This is a genomic window from Nannocystis punicea, from assembly GCF_026965555.1.
Classification (GTDB): Bacteria; Myxococcota_A; Polyangia; order Nannocystales; family Nannocystaceae; genus Nannocystis; species Nannocystis punicea.
Map to the genome: position 1 here is coordinate 10,716,204 of NZ_CP114040.1, position 20,371 is coordinate 10,736,574.

13 protein-coding genes are annotated in these 20,371 nt (G+C 71.9%); 7 read left to right on the plus strand and 6 right to left on the minus strand.

Annotated features, from left to right (window positions below):
• Positions 1–265 precede the first annotated feature (265 nt).
• The 3 genes from O0S08_RS41025 to O0S08_RS41035 all read left to right on the plus strand — a co-directional run bounded on the left by O0S08_RS41025 (position 266) and on the right by O0S08_RS41035 (position 5,263).
• Complete coding sequence (locus O0S08_RS41025; protein ID WP_269041901.1) at positions 266–2,260, plus strand: serine/threonine-protein kinase; 1,995 nt, start codon at positions 266–268, stop codon at positions 2,258–2,260.
• 264 nt (positions 2,261–2,524) lie between these two features.
• Positions 2,525–4,147, plus strand: coding sequence for an ABC-F family ATP-binding cassette domain-containing protein (locus tag O0S08_RS41030; protein ID WP_269034963.1), 1,623 nt, complete (start codon positions 2,525–2,527; stop codon positions 4,145–4,147).
• 111 nt (positions 4,148–4,258) lie between these two features.
• Positions 4,259–5,263 (plus strand): ferritin-like domain-containing protein, encoded by a 1,005-nt coding sequence (locus O0S08_RS41035; RefSeq protein ID WP_269034964.1) that lies wholly within the window; start codon positions 4,259–4,261, stop codon positions 5,261–5,263.
• Positions 5,264–5,452: 189 nt separating this feature from the next.
• Here O0S08_RS41035 and O0S08_RS41040 read toward each other — a convergent pair whose 3' ends face one another.
• Positions 5,453–6,265, minus strand: a complete 813-nt coding sequence (locus O0S08_RS41040; RefSeq protein ID WP_269034965.1) for a hypothetical protein — start codon at positions 6,263–6,265, stop codon at positions 5,453–5,455.
• Between the two features lie 251 nt (positions 6,266–6,516).
• Positions 6,517–7,632: a hypothetical protein gene (locus O0S08_RS41045; RefSeq protein ID WP_269034966.1), complete on the minus strand. Its 1,116-nt coding sequence runs from the start codon at positions 7,630–7,632 to the stop codon at positions 6,517–6,519.
• 459 nt (positions 7,633–8,091) lie between these two features.
• Here O0S08_RS41045 and O0S08_RS41050 point away from each other — a divergent pair, with 459 nt between their 5' ends.
• The 4 genes from O0S08_RS41050 to O0S08_RS41065 all read left to right on the plus strand — a co-directional run bounded on the left by O0S08_RS41050 (position 8,092) and on the right by O0S08_RS41065 (position 13,327).
• On the plus strand, positions 8,092–10,419 hold the full coding sequence (locus O0S08_RS41050) for an alginate O-acetyltransferase AlgX-related protein (RefSeq protein ID WP_269034967.1): 2,328 nt from the start codon (positions 8,092–8,094) through the stop codon (positions 10,417–10,419).
• Between the two features lie 262 nt (positions 10,420–10,681).
• Complete coding sequence (locus O0S08_RS41055; RefSeq protein WP_269034968.1) at positions 10,682–11,401, plus strand: ferritin-like domain-containing protein; 720 nt, start codon at positions 10,682–10,684, stop codon at positions 11,399–11,401.
• A gap of 7 nt (positions 11,402–11,408) precedes the next feature.
• The gene (locus O0S08_RS41060; RefSeq protein ID WP_269034969.1) at positions 11,409–13,118 is read left to right on the plus strand and encodes a carbamoyltransferase family protein; all 1,710 of its coding nucleotides are present in this window, start codon (positions 11,409–11,411) and stop codon (positions 13,116–13,118) included.
• A complete protein-coding gene (locus O0S08_RS41065; protein ID WP_269034970.1) occupies positions 13,115–13,327 on the plus strand; it encodes a DUF5989 family protein in 213 nt (70 codons plus the stop codon). The genes O0S08_RS41060 and O0S08_RS41065 overlap by 4 nt, the downstream gene beginning before the upstream one ends.
• 185 nt (positions 13,328–13,512) lie before the next feature.
• On the opposite strand, the gene O0S08_RS41070 is transcribed toward O0S08_RS41065, so the two are convergent.
• The 4 genes from O0S08_RS41070 to ltrA all read right to left on the minus strand — a co-directional run bounded on the left by O0S08_RS41070 (position 13,513) and on the right by ltrA (position 20,288).
• Positions 13,513–14,094, minus strand: coding sequence for a hypothetical protein (locus O0S08_RS41070; protein WP_269034971.1), 582 nt, complete (start codon positions 14,092–14,094; stop codon positions 13,513–13,515).
• Between the two features lie 186 nt (positions 14,095–14,280).
• The gene (locus O0S08_RS41075; RefSeq protein ID WP_269034972.1) at positions 14,281–18,066 is read right to left on the minus strand and encodes a LamG domain-containing protein; all 3,786 of its coding nucleotides are present in this window, start codon (positions 18,064–18,066) and stop codon (positions 14,281–14,283) included.
• Positions 18,067–18,333: 267 nt separating this feature from the next.
• Positions 18,334–18,729, minus strand: coding sequence for a carboxypeptidase-like regulatory domain-containing protein (locus tag O0S08_RS41080; RefSeq protein WP_269034973.1), 396 nt, complete (start codon positions 18,727–18,729; stop codon positions 18,334–18,336).
• A 131-nt stretch (positions 18,730–18,860) separates the two neighbouring features.
• Positions 18,861–20,288 (minus strand): group II intron reverse transcriptase/maturase, encoded by a 1,428-nt coding sequence (gene ltrA, locus O0S08_RS41085; protein ID WP_269034974.1) that lies wholly within the window; start codon positions 20,286–20,288, stop codon positions 18,861–18,863.
• Positions 20,289–20,371 lie beyond the last annotated feature (83 nt).

Genomic DNA, 20,371 nt, shown 5'->3' on the forward strand with positions numbered 1-20,371 from the left:
TACCGGAAACACCGGTCATGTCCCGAGCGCCGCTCGCGTCGGTCTGCATGCGGATCGCCGCCCTTCTGCTCGCGGTCGAGCATCTTTGCCGGAGCGGCCCGGATTCACCGCAATTCCCCGCACAGACGCGCCTGCAGACCGCCGCCAATCGCGACCGCGCCCGGTGTAGTGTCGGAGCATCTCGAAGACGCACCCAGACACCCTGCCGCCGCGGGAGGACCGGCCGGTCCGGTGGATCGGTCGGATCATCGACGGTCGCTACCGGATCGTCGAGCTGCTCGGCGAGGGCGGCATGGGTGCGGTGTACGTCGCCGAGCACCTCAAGCTGCACAAGCACGTCGCGATCAAGACGATCAGGGCCGAGTTCGCCGCCAACAGCCAGGCCGAGGCGCGGTTCACCCGCGAGGCCCTGGCGACCGCGCGGCTCGATCATCCGCACGTCGTCAGCGCGATCGACTACGGCCACTTGCCCGAGGGCGGCGCCTACCTGGTGATTCAGCTGGTGCGCGGCCACAGCCTGACGAAGCGGCTCGAGCAGGGCCCGCTGACGTGGCAGCAGGCGTGCAAGCTCGGGGCGCAGGTCGCCGACGCCCTCGCCGCCGCGCACGGCCTCGGCATCATTCATCGCGACCTCAAGCCCGACAACATCCTGCTCGAGCCGCGCGAGGGCGACGAGTTTCACGCCCGCGTCCTCGACTTCGGCATCGCCCGCGTCTCGGGCGGCGAGGGCATCGGCACGATCGCCGACATCGGCCAGCCGATCACCCGCATGGGCGCGGTCGTCGGCACGCCCGGGTACATGGCGCCCGAGCAGGCCGTCGGCGAGAAGGTCGACGTCCGCGTCGACCTCTACGCGCTCGGCGTCATCCTGTGGGAGGCGTGCACCGGCCGCTACCTGTGGGACGCCGAGTCGCTCACCGACCTGTTCGCCGCCCAGCTGTCCAGGCCGGCCCCGCACCTGCCCCACGCCACGCGCCGGGAGATTCCGTCGCCGCTGGCCACGCTCGTCGATCACCTGCTCGCGCGCAAACCGGAGGAGCGACCCGCGACGGCCGCCGCAGTGCGCGACGAATTGCGCAAGCTGGCCCTCAGCGCCGAGGTCAACCTCATGCTCGCGACGACCGGCTCCGGTTCCGCCGCCGTCGCTCCAGCTCCCGCAGCGCCCGCCGTCGCGGCTCCCACTGCTCCCGTCGCGAGCGCCGCCGTCGTCGCTCCTGCTCCCGCAGCGCCTGCCGTCGCGGCACCCACTGCTCCCGCCGCCAGCTCCGTCGCCGCTCCGGCTCGTCCTGCGAGTCCCGTCGTCGCGCGTCCCGGCCCGGCCGCCGCCGCGACTCCCTCCGTCGCCGAGGTCGTGGCCGCGGTCCCGTTCGCGCGCCTCTCGGTGGTGGCACCGGGCCCCATTGCTGCGAGCGCCGGCACCGTCGCTGCGAGCGCCCTTCCCTCGACCTCCGGCGCCGGTCCGCAGGCCAATCACTCGCCCGACCCTGGCCGCGAGACCGCTCCCGCCGCGAAGCACCCTGCCAGCGACGCCGGGGCCAGCGCAAAGCATTCAGCCCTCGCCGCCGGCGCCTCGACCTCCGGGCCTGCCGCCGCGAGCGCCGTCCGACCCGCCGCCGCGTCCGGTGCTGGCCAGGCCGATCGAGCGACCACCGCCTCGAACCGCGCAGTCACGGGTCCGATGCCGGCCGGCAGCGCCAGCGCCATCCCGCGGGTCGTCTGGCTCGGCGGGCTGATCGGCCTCGTGCTGGTCGTGATCACCGGCTTCGTCGCAGTCCGCGTGGCTGGCCGAGAGGACAGCTCCGTCGGCGAAGCCGCCACGACCGCCGAGAAGTCGACCGCGACGACCGCGGCCGACCCTGCGCCTCCGCGCGGTCGCGGCGCGATCGAGGAGCAGCTGTCCGAGGTCCCGGAGCTCTACGTCGAGCACGCGCGCACCCTGCTGACCAGCGACGACGCCCGCGCCCGCGAGCGGGCAGGCACTGCGATCGCCCTCGCGCCCCCCGAGGACAAGCCGACCATTCCGGAGTACCTGCGCAACCTCGCCTGGTTCGAGCAGGTCACCGACTGCGAGGACAAGCGTCCCATCCTCGACAAGATCCGCGACGCCGGCGACCTGCGGGCCCTGCCCGGCCTGCAGCGGATCGCCGCCACCCCGCCGGGCGACTGCCGCGTCGGCTTCATGCGCTTCGAGTGCATCGAGTGCCTGCGCGACGAGCTCGCCCGCGTCGTCGCCCGCTTCGAGGTCCAGCGCGAGCGCTGAACCGCCTGGCCCGAGAGCCAGGTCGCGCCGGCGAATCATATGTCCCGAAGGACATTCGCGGCTCGATCCGCCGGCGACCGGCAGAATCATCACATGGGTCCTCCAGGGCCATCCGGGCCGCGGACGGCCGCCCCGCGACTCCCCGCACACGCCCGGACGGGCGCCCCGACGCGGCCACCGTCCCGCGCCGCGGCGATCACGCCGTGCACCTCCGCACGGCCCGCGCGAGGCCCCGGCGCCGCGGCTCGGGTAGTCTCCGCGCCCGTGATCCACATCGACGCCATCTCCAAGCAGCACGGCAAGCAGCTGCTGTTCGTCGAGGCCTCTGCCACCGTCTTCCGCGGCGAGAAGGTCGGCCTGGTCGGGCCCAACGGGGCCGGCAAGACCACCATCTTCCGCATGATCATGCAGACCGAGAGCCCGGACGAGGGCCAGGTGCGGGTCGAGAAGAGCATCTCGCTCGGCTACTTCAGCCAGGACGTCGGCGAGATGTCGGGCCGCAGCGTCGTCGCCGAGACCATGGACGGCGCCGGCCCGGTCGCGGCGGTGGCCGCCGAGCTGGCCGCGCTCGAGCTGGCGCTCGCCGACCCCGCGCGCATGGACGAGCTCGACGCCCTCGTCACCCGCTTCGGCGAGGTCCAGGGCCGCTTCGAGGAGCTCGGCGGCTACGGCCTCGACGCCCGCGCGCGCGAGATCCTCGCCGGCCTCGGCTTCGACCAGGACCTGATGGACGGCGACGTCGGCAAGCTCTCGGGCGGGTGGAAGATGCGGGTCGCGCTCGCGCGGATCTTGCTCATGCGCCCCGACGTGCTGCTGCTCGACGAGCCGACCAACCACCTCGACCTCGAGTCGATCCTGTGGCTCGAGGGTTACTTGAAGGACTTCCAGGGCGCGGTGGTGATGACCAGCCACGACCGCGAGTTCCTCAACCGGATCGTCACCAAGATCCTCGAGATCGACGGCGGCGAGCTCTCCACCTACGGCGGCAACTTCGACTTCTACGAGCAGCAGCGGGCCCTCGGCGAGGCCCAGCAGCAGGCCCAGTACGAGCGCCAGCAGGCCATGCTGGCCAAGGAGATCCGCTTCATCGAGCGGTTCAAGGCCCAGGCCGGGCGGGCCGCGCAGGTGCAGTCGCGGGTCAAGAAGCTCGACAAGATCGAGAAGGTCGAGCCGCCGCGGCGGCGCAAGGTCCTGTCGTTCGACTTCCGCGTCGCCCCGCGCAGCGGCAACGACGTCGTCAAGATCAGCGGGATCCACAAGGCCTACGGCAAGAAGGTCATCTATTCCGGCTTCGACCTGATGATCCGCCGCAAGGAGCGGTGGTGCATCATGGGCGAGAACGGGGCCGGCAAGTCGACCCTGCTCAAGCTGATCGCCGGCCAGACCCAGCCCGATCGCGGCGACGTCACGATCGGCGCCGCGGTCAAGCTCGGCTACTTCGCCCAGCACGCCATGGACCTGCTCGAAGCGACAGGTACGGTCATCGACTCGCTGATGGCCGCGTTCCCGCTGGCCTCGATCGGCCAGCTCAAGGCGCTGGCGGGCGCCTTCGGGTTCTCGGGCGAGGACGCCGACAAGCCGGTCCGGATCCTCTCGGGCGGCGAGAAGGCCCGCGTGGTGCTGGCGCGCATGCTCTACGACCCGCCGAACCTGCTGGTCCTCGACGAGCCGACCAACCACCTCGACATGGCGACCAAGGACATGCTCGTCGGCGCGCTGTCGGACTTCGAGGGCACGATCGTGTTCGTCTCGCACGACCGCCGCTTCCTCGCCGCCCTGTCCAACCGGGTGCTCGAGCTCGGGGCCGGGGAGCCCCGGGTGTACGGCGGGGGTTACAGCGAGTACGTGGCCCAGAGCGGCCACGAGGCTCCAGGAATGCGCGCGTAAGGCGGATTACAGGCGCCGCGCGCTTGACGAGCGCGACCGTCCGGCTCAAGTAGTGGACCGCCGCAGCCTTGCGGCTTGGTTTCGGCTACGATCTCGGATGATAGGTTCGTCATGTTGATATCGCGTCGTCCTCATGTCCGCCTCAGCGCCATCGCCACCGCCGTGCTCGCCCTCGAAGCGGCCGGCTGCGGCATCGGCTCCAAATGCCCCGACAACGACCCCGAGACCGGCGCCTTCCAGGGCGTCGTGAAGGGCCCGGACCTCGCGAACGCGCGCAAGGACGGCAACACCGACGCGGAGCGCTGTGAGGCCGCCTGCCGGGTCGTCGCCGACGAGGAGCTCGACGAGATCGTGACGTGCGAGGTGATCGGGCCCGCGGACGATCCCGACCACCCCTGGGCCGAGGGCGTCGAGGAGCTCACCGTCACCTGCACCGCCACCTTCACGCCGCACCAGTTCTGCACCGGCCGTCGCCCGCAGGGCCACCACGAGGCCGATATCGTCGTTCAGTCGCGGCCCGCCTGGTTCGCCGTCCACGCCCACCTCGAGCGCGCCGCAGTGACCGCGTTCCGCGAGCTGGCAGAGTGGCTGGCCGTCCGCGGCGCCCCCGCCTCGCTGGTCGCCCGCTGCCGCGAAGCCGCCGCCGACGAGGTCCGCCACGCCGACGCCCTCGAGGCGCTCGCCCGCCGCGACGGCGCCGAGGTCCCGCCCGCCCGCGCCGATCCGCCCGCCGACGACCTGTTCGCGGTCGCCTGTCACAACGCCGTCGAGGGCTGCGTGTCCGAGGCGTTCGCCGCCATCGTCGCCGCCCACCAGGCCGGCCACGCCCGCTCGCTCGAGCTGCGCGCCCTGTTCTCGCGCCTGGCCGCCGACGAGCTGCGCCACGGCCAGCTCGCGTGGGACCTCCACGCCTGGCTGTGGGACCAGCTGACCTCCGCGCAGCAGACCGCCCTGGCCGAGCTGCAGGCCCGCGCGCTGGCCGATCTACCGGTCAGCTCGCGTCGCGCCGCCGCGGCCACCCCGCGCGAGCTCGGCTGGCCCGGCCCCGACCACGCCGCCCGCATGGCCGAGCTGTTCGCCGGCCGCCTGCGCGCCGCCGCCGGCCTGGCCGCCTGACCCTTCGGCCCTGTCCGAAGCACCGCGCCCGCGGCCGGCGCGATGCCGCGCCTCGCGCCTATCCCATCCGACATGCTCGAACGGACATGGCCCTTCGCACCTGTCCGTTCGAACCTTCCCCAAACACCGAGCCCTGCGCCGCCGCGCGCGGGCTCGGCCGCGCGAGGCGCTTCCTACCTGTCCGAACGGTCAGCCGCACGCGTCCATGTAGACCATGTTGTCGTTGCCGCAGTAGTAGTTGTCGCCGTTCGGCATGCAGCAGCCGATGCCGTTGACCGGCGTGTCGGGGCTGCACGGGTCGCCGACGGCCACGTCGGGCGGGCAGTCGATCGGGTTGACGCCGTCCGGGTCGGGGCCCACGCCGCCGCAGCCGTAGTACGCGTTGCCCGCGTCCCAGCCGCAGTTGCCGTACTCGCCGCCGGTGGTCTCCGGCTCGGTCGTGCCGAAGGTCGTGCCCGGATCGGAGGTACCCGGCCAATCGGTGGTAGTCAGCGGCCCGGTGGTGCTGACGTCCGTGGTCGACGTCGAGCCGCTGCCGCCGCACTCCGGCACGTCGGGGAACAGCGCCCCGAAATTGGCGAGCCCCGAGGAGCAGGCGCTGAGGCACTCCTGCGTCAGCTCCGGCGTCGTCCAGCAGGTGCCCTCGGGCCCGTAGGCCATCTCGACCTCGGCCTGCGAGTCGGGGTTGATCGCCACGACGCACAGGATGTACTGCGGACAGTCGCCGTGCTCGCCGCCGCTGTTGGTGGTCGCCTCCGTCGGCCCGCCGGTCTCGGTCGCGCTCGCGCTCTCGGTGCCGCCGTCGGTCGAGTCGGTCGAGGGGTCGCCGCTCGGGTCGCCGCCGCTCGGGTTGCCGCTCGGGTTGCCGTTGCTGGTCGGGCCGGCCGAGGCGGTGATGTGGCCGATCGTGTCGAGCGGGTCCTTGCCCTCGCCGCAGCCGACGAGCAAGCACAGGGACGAGACCAGACCGACGAGGGGACGAGACAGGAGCGCGGGGGACATCGGCGGCGCTTCTACCAAGCGCCTCCGCCCCCCGCAAGCGTCGCCGCGGGCCCTCGGGGCCGTCCGAGGCCCTCCTGGAGCCTTTGCGTCGACCTGCCCCGTACCTGTCCCGAGAGACATCTGACAGCCGCACCGCTCCCCGGCATCGCCCGCCAGGGCCGGGCCGGGCCGAGGCCGCCGGCGCGGCCCTGCGGCCCGACTACCCCGGGCCCCGGGCCACCCGCGAGGACCGGGTCCTCGCGGGACCTCGGTCACGGCGTGCAGTAGGCCACCGTGCGGCCGGCGTAGTCCGTGGTCGCGCAGCCGGAGTAGCCGGCGGCCACGCAGTCGATCGTCCCCGGCTGGTCCCAGTCGCAGAACGAGATCGTCGCCCCCTCGCAGCTCTCGGGCGCATCGAGCCCGCACTGCGTATTCACCAGCCCGCACGACGCCCCGCCCGCGAACGGCCCCGCCTGCAGGTAGCCGCAGCCCTGGCCGAGCGGCTCGACGGCGGAGCAGTCCCGGTGGCCCAGCTTGCCCCCGGCGCACGTCTCGAGCACGTCGCCGTTGCACTGCTGCGAGAAGAAGTCGCACGGCTCGCCGGTGCCGACGCAGGCGTTCGCGTTGCGCATCGGGTCGAAGCCGCAGGTCTCGCCGGCGATCGTGAACCGCTTCTCGCCGTCCTTGCCGTTGATGAACACGAAGTTGTTCTGCGTGCGGCAGTCGACGCGCGCGAGGAACCCGTCGGGGTTGCACTCGATCAGCACGTCCGGCTCGTTCGGGTCGCACTTCGACTCCGTCACCCCGTACTCGCACGTCTCGAGCCCGCAGCCGGCCCAGATGTCGGCCCCGCACTTCAGCCCCGCCGCCGCGCAGTCCATCGCCGCGATCGGCTGCCCCTCGAAGTCGCAGGCGACCCACTGATCGCCCGCGCACAGCCCCTCGCCCGGCTTCTCCTTGCAGGCATCCGCGTGCGGCGCGAGCGACGGCGTGCAGGCCCGCACCGTCTCGCAGTCGGGCGCCGCCAGCTTGCACTCCATCGCCTTGATCGACATCAGCATCGTCCCCGTCGACGCCCACGTCCACGGCACGTCCAGCGGGTGCGCCAGACAGGCCTGCAGGCCCATCGGCGTGCCCCCGTCGGCCTCGCAGGCGTTGATCCGCAGGCAGTCCGCCACCCGCGGATCGATCTCCGACCCGGTCGTCGCTTCGGTCGTGTCCCCGCCGGTCGTCGTCGGCTCCGTGGATCCCCCCGTCGTGGATCCCCCCGTCGTCGGCTCGTTCGCCGTCGACCCACCCGTCGTCGACCCGCCCGTCGTCGCCCCCTCGGTCGCGTTGCCGTCGTCGCTGCAACCGACCATCAACGCCCCGCCGAGCGCGAGGGCCATGAGACTTCTATGTACATGCCAAGAACGCTGCATGCCGCGAGGGTTAGCACGTCACCCCGACCCGGCCACGTGACGATTCGGCCGCGAGCCGCCCGACGAGCTTGCGATCCCTCTCGCAGCCGCGGGTCCGCCGCCGCGATTCATTCATCACGCCGTCGCGCCTCCGTGTCGCACCTGATCCCATCTCCGCGCCCTCACCTGCGGATCTTCCGACATGCCCGATGCGACATGTTCAAATGCACATGTTTTTAAGAACATGTCCACTGAGACATCGAGAGCGCCCGCGGGCGCGCCCAGCGGGCCGAGCCGCGGCGACCCGCCTGCTCGCGCGCCCCGTTCGGGCGCCAGCGCGCGCAGGGCGGCCGTTTCCGCGCTTTTTGCGGGTGAGTACCCGTTCCCCTGCGATCCGGAATACCCTCATCGTGGTCGGCCGTAGGTCGGCGACCGAGCGAGGCGTCGATGGTCAAGCCTGCCGAACCCCCCAGCCTTCCGCCGCGCCGCCGCGGGCTCCGGGCGCTGTCGATCACCGCCCAGCTGCTGTTCGGCCTCGGCCTCGGCGCCGCGCTGACCGAGGTCGCCTTCTCGGTGCGAGACGGCGGCGCCTTCCCCCACGTCAACTTCTACGTCGCCGACCCCGAGCTCGGCGTCCGCCTCGAGCCGGGCGCGACGATGGAGTTCCAGCTCAAGCCCAACCCGTCGACGACGATCCACGTCAACAGCCGCGGCTACCGCGGCGACGAGTGGCCGGCGCCCGGCGGCGACGAGGTGATCGTGGTCGGCGACTCGCAGGTGTTCGGCCTCGGCGTCGACGACGACCGCACCTTCTCGGCCCAGCTGGCCCAGCTCTCGGGTCGCCCGGTGGTCAACGGCGGCGTGCCGACCTACGGGCCGATGGAGTACCTCGCGGTCGCGCGCGAGCTGCTCGCGGAGCGCCAGGCGAAGACGGTGGTGGTGGTCCTCAACTTCGTGAACGACCCGTTCGAGATCGATCGGCCCAACCGCGAGCGCCACGCGGTGTGGGACGGCTGGGCGGTCCGCAGCGAGACTGCCCCGACACAGGTCACGCAGTTCCCGGGCCGCAGGTGGCTGTTCTCGAAGTCGCACGCGTTCTACACCCTGCGCCGCTGGCTGCACGAGCGCGGGAGCGTGAAGATCCCCGAGGACTCCGAGCTCGGCAGCCCCGTCGACGTCGGCACCCCCTCCGAGGGCGGCCTCGACGACCTCGTGCTCGCCAGCCGCAACGCCCGCGCCGCCGCCGACGCCGAGCACCAGACCGCCGTCGCCGCGCTCACCAGCTCGCGCACCCGCCTCGACGCGGTCGACAAGCAGATCGCCGACCAGCGCGTGACCATCGACCGCAAGCTCGCCTCGACCAGTGAGAGCGAGCAGCTCGGCAACTTCCAGCTCGAGGTCGCCCGCGGCAAGCCCGGCGACATCGTCCGCGAGGACTACGGCGAGTCGAGCCGGTCGATCCAGGTCACCGCCGGCCTCATCCGCCAGGCCGCCAAGCTGCGCAACGACCACCTCGCCGCCCAGCTGAAGAAAGAGGAGAAGGCCGGCAAGACCGAGCTCAAGGACCTCGTCAAGGCCGAGGCCGACCTCGTCGCCGAGCAGCAGCGCCTGCGCAAGGAGATCGCCGCCGGCGTGCCGCAAAAGGACCGGCCGCCGTCGCGCTTCCACGAGTACCTGCAGCAGTTCAAGGCGATGTGCGACGAGTACGGCGCCGAGCTGGTGGTGGTCGCCCTGCCGATCGACGTGCAGGTCGACCCCGGCGAATGGGCCAAGTACGACGTCCGCGACGCGCCCGACATGCAGGACTCGCTGATCCTGCTCGACGACCTGGTCGCCGACGCCGAGGCGCTCGGCCTGCGCGCCGTCGACGTGACCGCGGCCCTGCGCTCGGCCCAGCCCGGCGCGTTCCTCGACCACGACATTCACATGACCGCCAAGGGCCACGCCGCCTTCGCGGTCGCCCTCGCCGATCGCCTCAAGACGCCGCTGCCGACCCCGCTGCAGGCCCCGCAGCCCGGCCTGCCCCCTGGCCGCTCGTTCGTGCCGACGGCCGCGGAGTGGGCGTCGGCGCCGGAGGTCAAGGTGACCGGCTCGACGGCGCTCGGCTGCTCGACCCAGATCGAGCGCGAGTGGTTGCGAGTGCAGTGCCGCCGCCGCACCGCGACCGAGGGCTTCGGCGGGGTGGTGGTCCGCGAGGGCGCGACCCCGGCGACGATGGCGATGCGCACTGCGGACGGCCTGTCGCTGGTCACGCCGCTGACCGTCGGCGAGCCGCTGACCGCCCGCTTCCACTGGAAGAAGGAGGTCCAGGATCTGCAGATCCGCTGGCCCGCCGGCGATGACGGCAAGCCGAAGTTCGTCGGCGAGTTCGTCAAAGCCGAGCCGACGATGCCGCCGGCCGACGCCGCCGCCGAGGCCGCGATCGCCGGCCTGTGCGCCTGCCACAAGCAGGCCCGCAAGGAGCAGCTGTGCGCCCAGGACGGCAAGCTGGTCGGCGACTACGAGCCCTACGCCTACGACTGCAAGGAGGTCTGCAGCGACCTGTGGGGCGACCCGTCGCTGATCGCCGCCTGCACCCTCAAGTACCCCGAGGACAAGGACTGCGCGGCCCGCCTGGCCTGCGCCCAGAACGACCCCCTGTTCCCGCCGACATGTCCCGAAGGACAAGTGCACGCATTCGCCAGCAACCACTGCCGGACCCCCTGCGACGAGGCCCACCCGTGCGAGGCCGGCGGCCGCTGCATGCCCTGGCAGAGCGGAGGCGTGTGCCTGTGAGCGCTGCGGGCGGCGTCCGGGCGCGGACACTCCGCGAAGCGAAGACCGCGCCTCCCGGGGGGTCCGGGGAAGGGGCGGCGACGCGAGCTCGCGTGCCCCTGCTCCCGATGCCCTTCGAGACATCGCCTCCTCGCCTGACGCCGGCCGCCGAGCCCACGCTCTCCGCAGCGCGATCGCGGCCCATGAATGCCATGTCCCTCGAGACATATCCTCACGGACATGCCCTGACGTTCATGTCTCATCGCACCGGGAGCCGGTCGGCATGAGCCGCGACCTCACCGCCACGCTCGCGCGGCTGCTCAGCCCGCTCGCCTGGCGCGGCCCGGCTCGCAGCGCGCGCAAGCTGTACGCCTTCGCCCTCGCCGAGCAGGGCAGCATGCTCGACCTGCGGCTCGCGGCCGCGCGCACGCCCTCGCCTGCGCGGGCAGCCGCCTACCTGCGCCACGCCGACGACGAGGCCCGCCACGCGCAGATGTTCGCCCGCCGGGCCGCCAGGCTGGCCGGCGAGGCCGCGCGGCCGTTCGTGCTCCCGCCGCTGCGGGCCGACTCCGAGCGGCTGTTCGAGCTGCTGGGCGAGCGCGACTTCCTCGCCTTCGTCCACGTCGGCGAGGAGCGGGCGCGGCGGCAGTTCGAGGCCTACGTCACCTGGTTCAAGGGACAGGCGCGCGATCAGGACGCCGCCCTCTTCGAGACCATCCTCGTCGACGAGCGGCGGCACGGCCGTTACACCCGCGAGTTCCTGTTCGAGCTCGTCGGTGACGTCGAGGCCCGCCGGGCCCTGCGTCGCGTCGCCCGCTGGGAGCTCGGTCGCCGCTGGCTGCGCGCCGGCCGGTTCGTCGCCGAGCGGGTCTACCTCGTCCTCACCCTCGCGCTCTACGTCCTGGCCGCGCCGCTGGCCCTGCTCGTGCGCCTGGTCCGGCCGATCCGCCCCGGCCTGCGCGCCGAGGCCTCCGCAGACGCGGCCTTGCCCGCGCCGAAGTGACCGCGCCATGGCCCGCGTCCTCGGGATCTCCGCCCACTACCACGACGCCGCCGCCGCCCTGGTGGTCGACGGCGAGGTGGTCGCGGCGATCCAGGAGGAGCGGCTGTCGCGGATCAAGAACGACCCCGGCCTGCCGCTGACGGCCGCCTTCGCCTGCTTGCAGCACGCCGGCCTCTCGCCCGCCGATCTCGACGCGGTCGCCTTCTACGAGGAGCCGTTCGCCAAGCTCGAGCGCGTCCTCGTCCACCTCCTGCGCCACCTGCCGCGCACCTGGCGGGCCTTCCCGCGCGCCCTCGCCGGCCAGCTCGGCAGCAAGATCTGGGTCCTCGACCACCTGTCCGAAGGGCTAGGTGTCGCCCGCGACCGCGTGGTCCGCTTCGACCACCACCGCAGCCACGCCGCCAGCGCCCTGCTCGTCTCGCCCTACGACCACGCCGCGGTCCTCGTCGTCGACGGCGTCGGCGAGGCCCACGCCACCACGATCTGGGACGGCCGCGGCGACGACCTGCGCCTGCTCGCCAGCGTCGACTTCCCCCACTCGCTCGGCCTCCTCTACGCCGGCCTCACCGCCTACCTCGGCTTCGCGGTCAACGAGGGCGAGTACAAGGTCATGGGCCTGGCCGCGTGGGGGCAGCCGCGCCTGCGCGAGCAGTTCGCGCGGATCGTCCGCCTCACGGGCGACGGCGCCTACGAGCTCGACCTCGCCTGCTTCGCCCACATGAGCGACGCCGACCTCGGCTTCGGGCCCGCGCTCGAGCGCCTGCTCGGCCCGCGCCGCCCGCCCGGCCGCCCGTGGGACTTCGAGCGCGAAGACGACCGCCACTACGCCGACGTCGCCGCCACCTTGCAGGCTGTCCTCGAGGACATCTTGCTCGCGCTCGCCCGCAAGGCCCGCGCCCTGACCGGCGCCGATCACCTGTGCCTCGCCGGCGGCGTCGCCCTCAACGCCCTCGCCAACGCTCGCCTGCAGGCCGAGGCCGGCTTCTCGCGCGTGTTCGTCCAGCCGGCCGCGGGCGACGCCGGCGGCGCGCTCGGGGCCGCCTTGTTGGCCGCGCGTGACCGCGGCGACCGCCGCCCCGGCCCGCTCCGCAGCGCCGCCCTCGGCCTGCCGATCGACGTCGACCGGGCCCACGCCATCGCCGGCGAGCTCGGCCTGCCCGTCCGCCGCGTCGACGACCCCGCCGCCCACGCCGCCCGCCTCGTCGCCGCCGGCAAGATCGTCGCCCACGCCCGCGGCCGCTTCGAGTGGGGCCCGCGCGCCCTCGGCCAGCGCTCCCTGCTCGCCTGCCCGCGCGACCCCGCCACCCGCGAGCGCATGAACCGGCTGATCAAGGAGCGCGAGCCGTTCCGCCCGTTCGCCCCCGCCGTCCTGTTCGAACGGACAGGTGATTTCTTCGCCGCCGGGCCCGACCACATGACCCCGTTCATGACCACCACCGCGCGGGTGCGCGACGACGTGCGCGAGCGCCTCGGCGCGGTCACTCACCGGGACGGCACCGCCCGCCTGCAGACCGTCGAGGCCGCGCGCGCCCCCGAGCTGCACGCGGTGCTGACCGAGCTGACCGCCCTGGGCCACGACGCAGTCGTCCTCAACACCTCGCTCAACGGCGCCGGCGAGCCGATCGTCGCCGGCGCCGAGGATGCCCTGGCCTTCTGGTTGCGCCACGGCGTCGACGCCCTCATCGTCGAGGACCTCCTGATCGAGAGGAACGCATGACCGCCCCCGTGCCCCGTCCGCCGCGCCCCGGCCTGCTGCGCCGCCTCGCCGCCCGCCTGCGCACGATCGCCGGCCTCGTCCTCCACTTCCTCCACCCAGCCCGCTTCGTCCTCGCCCCCCTGCTCATCGTCCTGCTGCTCGCCGGCGTCCTGCTGTGGCTCACCGGCGGCCTCGCCTACGTGGCGCCGTTCGTCTACACCCTGTTCTGATCGACTCATCGACATGCATGTCTTTCCGGACATGTTTATAGGTAACAATCGGCGTTCATCGCTGAATCACAGCACCTTTGAGTCCTCGTTCACCCGAGCGAGCCGACGAACACGCGATGCAGCACGGTCGTCGCCGACCGCCGCGACCTCGCACCGCAGGACCTCGAGCGCCATGACTCGCGCGATCACACCAGGCGGTAGATCGCGTGGCGCAGCGGGCGGATCAGCTGGATCGTCGCCTCGTCGCCCTTCAGCAGCGCCGCCGCGGTCAGGCACGCCTCCGCCAGCACCACCTCGATCAGCTCCGCCGACAGCCCCAGCTGCTCGCCCACCGCCCGCACGCGCGAGCGCTCGGCCCCCGACAGCCCGTCGAGCGCGGCCAGCAGCGTCCCGCCCGACAGGATGTACACCGCCAGCGAGCTGTGGGGCTGCACCACTTCGGCCACGTGCTCGGGGCGGACCGTCGCCACGTCGAACTCGAGCAGGTGCCGCTGCGCCACCTCGGGCAGGCCGTGGCGATCCATCAATCGCTTGAGCCCCGTGACCTCGGCGCCGCTGACCCCGTCGGCCGCGGCCATGTATTTTGAGAGCAGAATCAGGTGCAGCTCGGTCTCGACGCTGATCTCCGCGCCCAGGCCGTGGACCGCGTGGTCGCGGACGCTGAGCTCCACGTTGCGGTACGTCTCGTCGTCGAGGCCGGCCAGGAGCTCCTGGATCGACGCCAGGATCGGGTTCGTCGCCGCGTTCACGCTGTCCTCCGCGGCCATGGTTTATAACCCGGGCGATCGGCGGCCCGCATTGGGGTGATGCCCCCACCCGGGCGCGATCTCGTCCCGCGCGAGCGACCGCCCGGAGCGGCGTTCCGCGGCCGGAGCGACCCGCCGCCCCGGCCTCGGACGAGCGACCGGCGCGCGTGCGGCCGGCCCCGCACGCGCGGCGCGAGGCCCGCCTCGCTACCCGCTCTGCACCTCGTTGACGTTGACGTAGATCGCCTCGGTGAGGTCGACCGCGATCGACAGCACCACCAGCCCGCCGGTCACGAGCTTGATCCGGCCGGTCTTGTCGCCGTCGTCGCCCTTGTCCGAGACGCGGACCGCCGAGTTCGTCACCCACGACGTGCAGCGGAGCGAGAACGACACCGTCTCGTACTCGCCGGACAGGCCGCCCGTGCCGATCGCGATCGCCGAGCTCGCGGTCATCCCCAGGCCGATCACGCCGAACACCGCCATGTCGACGGTGCGGCCGTACTCCTTCTCCAGGGTGAAGAACGTGTACGCGCCGGCCACCATCTCGAGCGCCGCGTTGATCCCGCTGTACGGGCGCGTCTTGCTCGGATAGGCGCCGATGCGGCCGAGCGCGAACAGGCCGCGGAAGAACACGCAGCCGGCGCTGATGAGCGTCCAGAACTTGCCGCCGTTGGCCTTCGCGCTCGACGCCGACTCGCCGGTCTCCTGCGCCGTCTTGACCAGGATCACCGCCGAGTTGGCGATGCCGAGGGCCGTCGACACGTCGACGATCCAGCGCGTCCGCCGGTCCTCCTTCTCCTGCGCCGTGGGGGTCGACGACTTGCTCGTGGGGTTGATGGGCGTAATCCCGCCGCCGATCTTCGTCGTCGGCTTCGGCGTCGCCTTCGGCTCGACCTGCTTCGGCGCGGACTTGCCCGAGCTCTTCTCCGTCAGCACGCGGATGATCGCCGCCACCAGCGCGACCACCCGGGCCAGCGTCAGCTTGCGGCCGCCGAGGATCGTCTCCTCGATGAAGTCGGTCAGCCACGGCACCGACATCCGCGCCCGCAGCTGCCCCGCCATCTGCTCGCTCGCCGCCTTGCCGCGCGCGATCACCTCGTCGAACACGAAGTCGAACAGCGACGACGAATCGTCGGCCGCCTTGCCGCTGCCCGCCAGCAATTGCGACACCGGCGTCCCGAGGTACGCGCTCACCTCGGTGATGCTCGGCAGCGACTTGTTCGTCTCGGTCGCGCTGGCCACCAGCGCCGCGTCGGCGCCCTTGCCCTGGCTGGCGATCGACTTCCCGCCCTCGAACACCAGCGACGCCGACTCGAGCGCCCGGTTCACGTACTCCATGAAGTACTCCATCGGCTCGAGCACCGGGCTCGCAGCGTCGACGTCGACCCCGAGCAGGTCGCCGAGCGACTTCTTGCCGATCGCCTGCTCGACGCCGGTGCGCAGCGTCTGGCCCAGCTTCGCCTTGTACTCGGCGAGCCCCGCGACCGCGCTGCCGGCCCGATCGATCTCCTCGTCGATCACCGCCAGCGCCTCGTCGGACGCCGCGAGGAAGTCGTCCCACGCGAACAGGAACGCCAGGAACTCGAGGATCGCCTCGATCGCCGCGCCGATGCGCTTCACCACCGCCGTGATCGCCGACAGCGCCTCGTCGACGCCCGACACCACCGCCCGCCAGACGACCTCGGTCCCGTCGACGATCGTCGTCCCGACGATCTCCACCCAGCGGTTCGTCGTCGACGCCGCGGTCACTGCGATCGTGTCGGCGGTGTCGATCAGCTGCGCCACCGCGCGCGACCCGGCGTGCACCGCCGAGTTGGCCCCCCTGGCCGCCAGCGCCGCGACCTCCGCCGCCCCGCGGGTGATCAGCCCGCCCGCGCTCTTGGCCGTGCGCGTCACCGTGCCGACGAGGTTGCCGCCCGCGTCGACGATCGGCTTGGTCTGGTCGGATACCCAGTCCTCGGCGTCCTCGTACGTGTCCTTGGCGTCCTCGTACACGTCCTCGCCCCACTCGACCGCGCTCTCGCCGATGTCCTCGAGATCGTCGATGAAACTCCTCGCCTGGGGCTTCGGCGCGCTCTTCGGCGCCGCCGCGAACTGCGAGCCGAACTGCGTGAACGCCGACGCCAGCGCGCTCGCGTCGTCGTCGCTGGCCCCGGGCGGCAGCGGCGACGTGCGGCGCTTGTCGGCCGGCGACTTCAGCTCCGCCGCGGTCGTCGAGCGGATGCTCTTCTGCACTTTTTCATCGGGGCAGACCGCCCGCCACACCGACGTCCCGGCCAGTCGCACGCGGATCGCCGGGCAGGCCAGCGCCCTGGCGACGAACCGCAGGCGCAGCTTGCCCGAGGCCGGCAGCGCCACCACGTGCGTCGTCCCGGCCGCCCAGGTGGCGTAGCCGGTCTTCTCCGCGTTCGCGGTGATCGCGATCAGCTCCTCGTCGACCCGCACCTCGAGCAAGCGGCCCTGCACGCCGTCGCCGTTCTTCGCCGCCACCTCGATCGTCGCGTCGAAGATGCAGCTGTCTCCCTTGCCGGACGCACCGATCGGCTTCGGGTCGATCAGGATCTTCGTCTGCTTGCCGCCGCTGTTGTTCGCGGGCGGCGAGCTGCTCAGGCGCTCGCGCACCAGCTTGCCGCGGGTGCTCATGCGGAACCCGCGCTGCTCGGTGCTGGCGATCGGCGGCCCCGCGTCCTCGTTGATGGCCGTGTTCTTGACCGGCTCGGCCCAGCCGCGGCGCCGGCTGACGTCGACCAGGCGGTTCGAGGACAGGGCGTCGAGGCGGTAGCACGCGAGCAGCCGGTCCTCGTCGCCGCGGGCCCGCGCCAGCCACATCGCGCCCACCCGCTCCGCCGCCGCCGTTTGCCAGATCCGCACCTCCGCGATCCCGCCCGTGAACCCGTTCACCGCGGCCGGGCCCGCGCCGATCCGGACGGTCTTCACCAGCGGCGCAGACACCAGCGAGTGCGCCAGCACGTACGTGCCCATCTCCGCGATGCTGCCGATCTGCATGATCGTCGCCTCTTTGCGGAGCACGCCCTGGTGGAACAGCGACACGACGAGCCCGTTCTTCGCCGCGTTGACGCCGACCGTCGCCGCCACGTGCGACCACTCGCCGCGCTTGATCAGGCCGGTCGCGCGCACCAGCGCCGTCTCGCCCTTGCCCTTCGCCAGCAACACCAGCTCGCCCTCCGCGCCGCCGGCCCGCAGCACCAGCCCGCCGGAATCGCTCACCAGCTCGACCACGCCGCCGAGGAGGTCGTTGTCCGGGCGGACCCACGCCTCGACCGTCAGCTGTCTCTCGAGACCTGGCACAGGGGACAGGACCACCGGCGCGGCCTGGGCCTTGAACTGCAGGTACGACCCGCCGCCGTCGGCCAGCGACTCGGGGTGCTCGATCGTCTGCAAGGCCGCCGGGCTGGCCGCGTGGCGCTTGTTCGGGCCGGCGTCGACGCTGACGTACTGCTGGCTGCCGGCGTCGAGGGTCGCCGTCTTGAGCGGGTAGAAGGCGTGGAGGCGCGGCGCGTCGAGCGGGGGCGCGTCCCACGTCAGGGTGTTCGGCGCGGCGTGCTTCCAGATCTGCAACTGCGCCAGCTCGCCGACGAAGCCGCCGCCGATCGTCACAGTGCGCGCCGCGGCGCCGGGCGCGGTGAGCTGGCCGCTCGCCAGCTTCATGCCGAGGACGTGCAGCTCGCCCACGCCCGCGGCCGTCATCACCGCGCGGACCTGCACCCAGCGGTCCTCCGGCAGCCCGCCGGGCACCGTCACTTCTTGCGTCTTGCCGCCGTCGATCACCGCGAGCGACAGCGTCTCGGCGCGGTCGCCGGTGCCGAGGACGATGCGCGAGCTGCCGGCCGCGAGCGCGACGATCGGCTGGCGGACCGCGGCGCCGGTGCGGCGGACCCACAACTGCAGCACCAGCCCCTCCGGCAGGCCGCCGTCGAGCGCCGGGCCAGTGAGCTTGTGCGAAGAATTGGAGAATGCGAGGACCTTGGGCATGATGACCACTCCGAACGTGACGAATGTGCAGACCGGCCGAATGTGCGTAGTGCGTCGGCCACGACCGAAGCGGTCGCCACGAATGAGCGTACCGACCCCCCCTGTCAGGAGCTGGCCGCAGGTGGCCAGCCTCTGCCCAGGAAGCGGGCACGCCGCGCGCGTCTTTGCGCGCCCATCGACCGAACGCTCGCGCATGCGCCCGAGCTCGCGGCTCGGCGCCCGAGCTCGCGCCGCGGTGACGCTCACACGGAGCGAGCCGCGGCGTTCCTAGTCGAGGAAGATCCGGACCGCCGGTCTCTCGGGGTCGACGGCGATCGAGATGGTGGCCCGACCCGCCGCCGCCAGCGCGAGCGTCTTGGCCACGTGACCTCGCTCGTAGGACGCCTGGATCGTGTACTTGCCGGGTGGAAGATCGTCGAAGCTGTAGATCCCGCGCGCGTCGGTCTTCGTCTCGCGCGGGCCGGCGAGGCACGAACAATCCATGAGGACGAGCGCGCCGGCGATGCGTCTGCCCGTATTCACGTCATGGACGGCGCCCTGAATCGCACCTCGACCGGCGACGACCGGGGGGAGCTCGGCGGGAGAGAGCGGCGGAGCGGCCGCGTGACCGCACGCGAGCGCGCAACTGGCGAGCAACGACGAGCCGGTGCGACCGAGCAGCACTGGTAGATCCTACCCTTCCTTCGGTCTTGCCGAGTACGGCTGTTGCCCCGGAGGAAGGGCAGGACCCCCGTTCAAACCGTGCATGCGGATTTCCCGCACACGGCTTACCGGTGGACTTTCGGGCCGTTGCATTACGCTGCCTCCGGGTACTGCACGGTCCCCCGCAGACGATGGAGGCCGTGGTTGTGGAAGAAGTCGCGTGTCCAGACCTCGGCCTCCCCCGCGTGGAGATGTCGACCTTTGCGCTTCACCATGAAGGCGCGGAGTCGACTCCATACGTAGGTGTCGATCTGGTTGAACTTCGCGGCGGCGTTCCCGGTGAGGAAGTAGTTGGCCCAGCCGCGCAGCACCGGATTGATGTCGCGGATGATCACCCGCACATCTTTGACCCCGTGGCGGTTACGACCGGTCAGCTCCTTCACACGCTGTCGCACCCGCGTCAAGCTGCGCGTCGAAGGCCAGCGCTGGAGGAAGTACGCCCTGCGGCGTTCCTTCTCCCAGATCAGACCGGACATGCGCTTACGCAGGTGACAGCCGAGGAAGTCGAAGCCTTGCCGTCCCCGGCTCAGCTCGACGCGCCTCGTCTTCTCCGGATGCAGCTCGAGTCGAAGTCGACGCAGGATCTCGCGGACCCTGACCTCGGCCTCCTCGCACGCCTTCCTGGTCCTGCACAGGATCACGAAGTCATCGCAGTAGCGCACGAGCTCGCCCAGGTGGGCGTGCCGTCGCTGCCACAACTTGTCGAGGACGCCGAGGTAGATGTTCGACAGCAGCGGTGAGATGACCCCGCCCTGGGGTGTCCCCGAGAGCATCGCCGTCACCTCGCCGTCTTCCATCACGCCGGCTTCGAGCCATTGCCGCACCAGCTTGAGGACCCTTCGATCCGAGATCCGCATCTCGACGAGCTTCATGAGTCGCTCGTGATCGATGCTGCCGAAGTAGTCGCGGATGTCGGCGTCGAGCACATGGTTTCCACCTCGCGCTCCCAACACGCGCAGTCGCTCGAGCGCCTGCGTCGCGCTGCGCTTCGGCCGGAAGCCGTACGAGCACGGAAGGAAGTCCGCCTCGAATATCGGCTCCAACACCAGCTTCGCCGCCATCTGCACCACTCGGTCCCGGACTGTCGGGATCCCCAGCGGCCGCTTCTTCCCGTCCGCCTTCGGGATGTACCGCCGCATGACCGCGCTCGGCCGGTACGTCCCCGCCTCGAGCTCTGCACCGATCGCTTCGAGGAAGCGATCGACGCCGAGCTCTTCCACCTCGGCCAGCGTCTGGGCATCGATGCCCGCTGACCCCCTGTTCTTCTTCACCCGCTTCCACGCCTCCTTCAGGACGTCACGCCTGAAGATGCGGTCGTACAGCGCATGGAAGCGTCTACCCGGATGCCGCTTGGCTGCGGCCCACAGTCGGCGTCGAAGTTCTCGCACTTTGTCACGCGGCCTGCGCCGCGCGGGGTTGTTGGGACCTGTCCTGCAGGCCATGCCCTCGCGCTTACCTTCTTCTCCGACACGACCACCCCAGGGGCCCTTCCCTCCGGCGGCGTTGTTCTGCGCCGCCATCGCCGGTACTACGACCCCCTCGGACTCCCGCTGCACAGCGCTCGACTTCGCCTTCGGCTTATACGAGCCACCTTGCCCCGACA

Bases quoted from the DNA above. Each gene is read 5' to 3' on its own strand.
- O0S08_RS41035 (WP_269034964.1), top strand. From the start codon at position 4,259: ATGTTGATATCGCGTCGTCCTCATGTCCGCCTCAGCGCCATCGCCACC.
- O0S08_RS41040 (WP_269034965.1), bottom strand. From the start codon at position 6,265: ATGTCCCCCGCGCTCCTGTCTCGTCCCCTCGTCGGTCTGGTCTCGTCC.
- O0S08_RS41045 (WP_269034966.1), bottom strand. From the start codon at position 7,632: ATGGCCCTCGCGCTCGGCGGGGCGTTGATGGTCGGTTGCAGCGACGAC.
- O0S08_RS41050 (WP_269034967.1), top strand. From the start codon at position 8,092: ATGGTCAAGCCTGCCGAACCCCCCAGCCTTCCGCCGCGCCGCCGCGGG.
- O0S08_RS41055 (WP_269034968.1), top strand. From the start codon at position 10,682: ATGAGCCGCGACCTCACCGCCACGCTCGCGCGGCTGCTCAGCCCGCTC.
- O0S08_RS41060 (WP_269034969.1), top strand. From the start codon at position 11,409: ATGGCCCGCGTCCTCGGGATCTCCGCCCACTACCACGACGCCGCCGCC.
- O0S08_RS41065 (WP_269034970.1), top strand. From the start codon at position 13,115: ATGACCGCCCCCGTGCCCCGTCCGCCGCGCCCCGGCCTGCTGCGCCGC.
- O0S08_RS41070 (WP_269034971.1), bottom strand. From the start codon at position 14,094: ATGGCCGCGGAGGACAGCGTGAACGCGGCGACGAACCCGATCCTGGCG.
- O0S08_RS41075 (WP_269034972.1), bottom strand. From the start codon at position 18,066: ATGCCCAAGGTCCTCGCATTCTCCAATTCTTCGCACAAGCTCACTGGC.
- ltrA (WP_269034974.1), bottom strand. From the start codon at position 20,288: ATGGCGGCGCAGAACAACGCCGCCGGAGGGAAGGGCCCCTGGGGTGGT.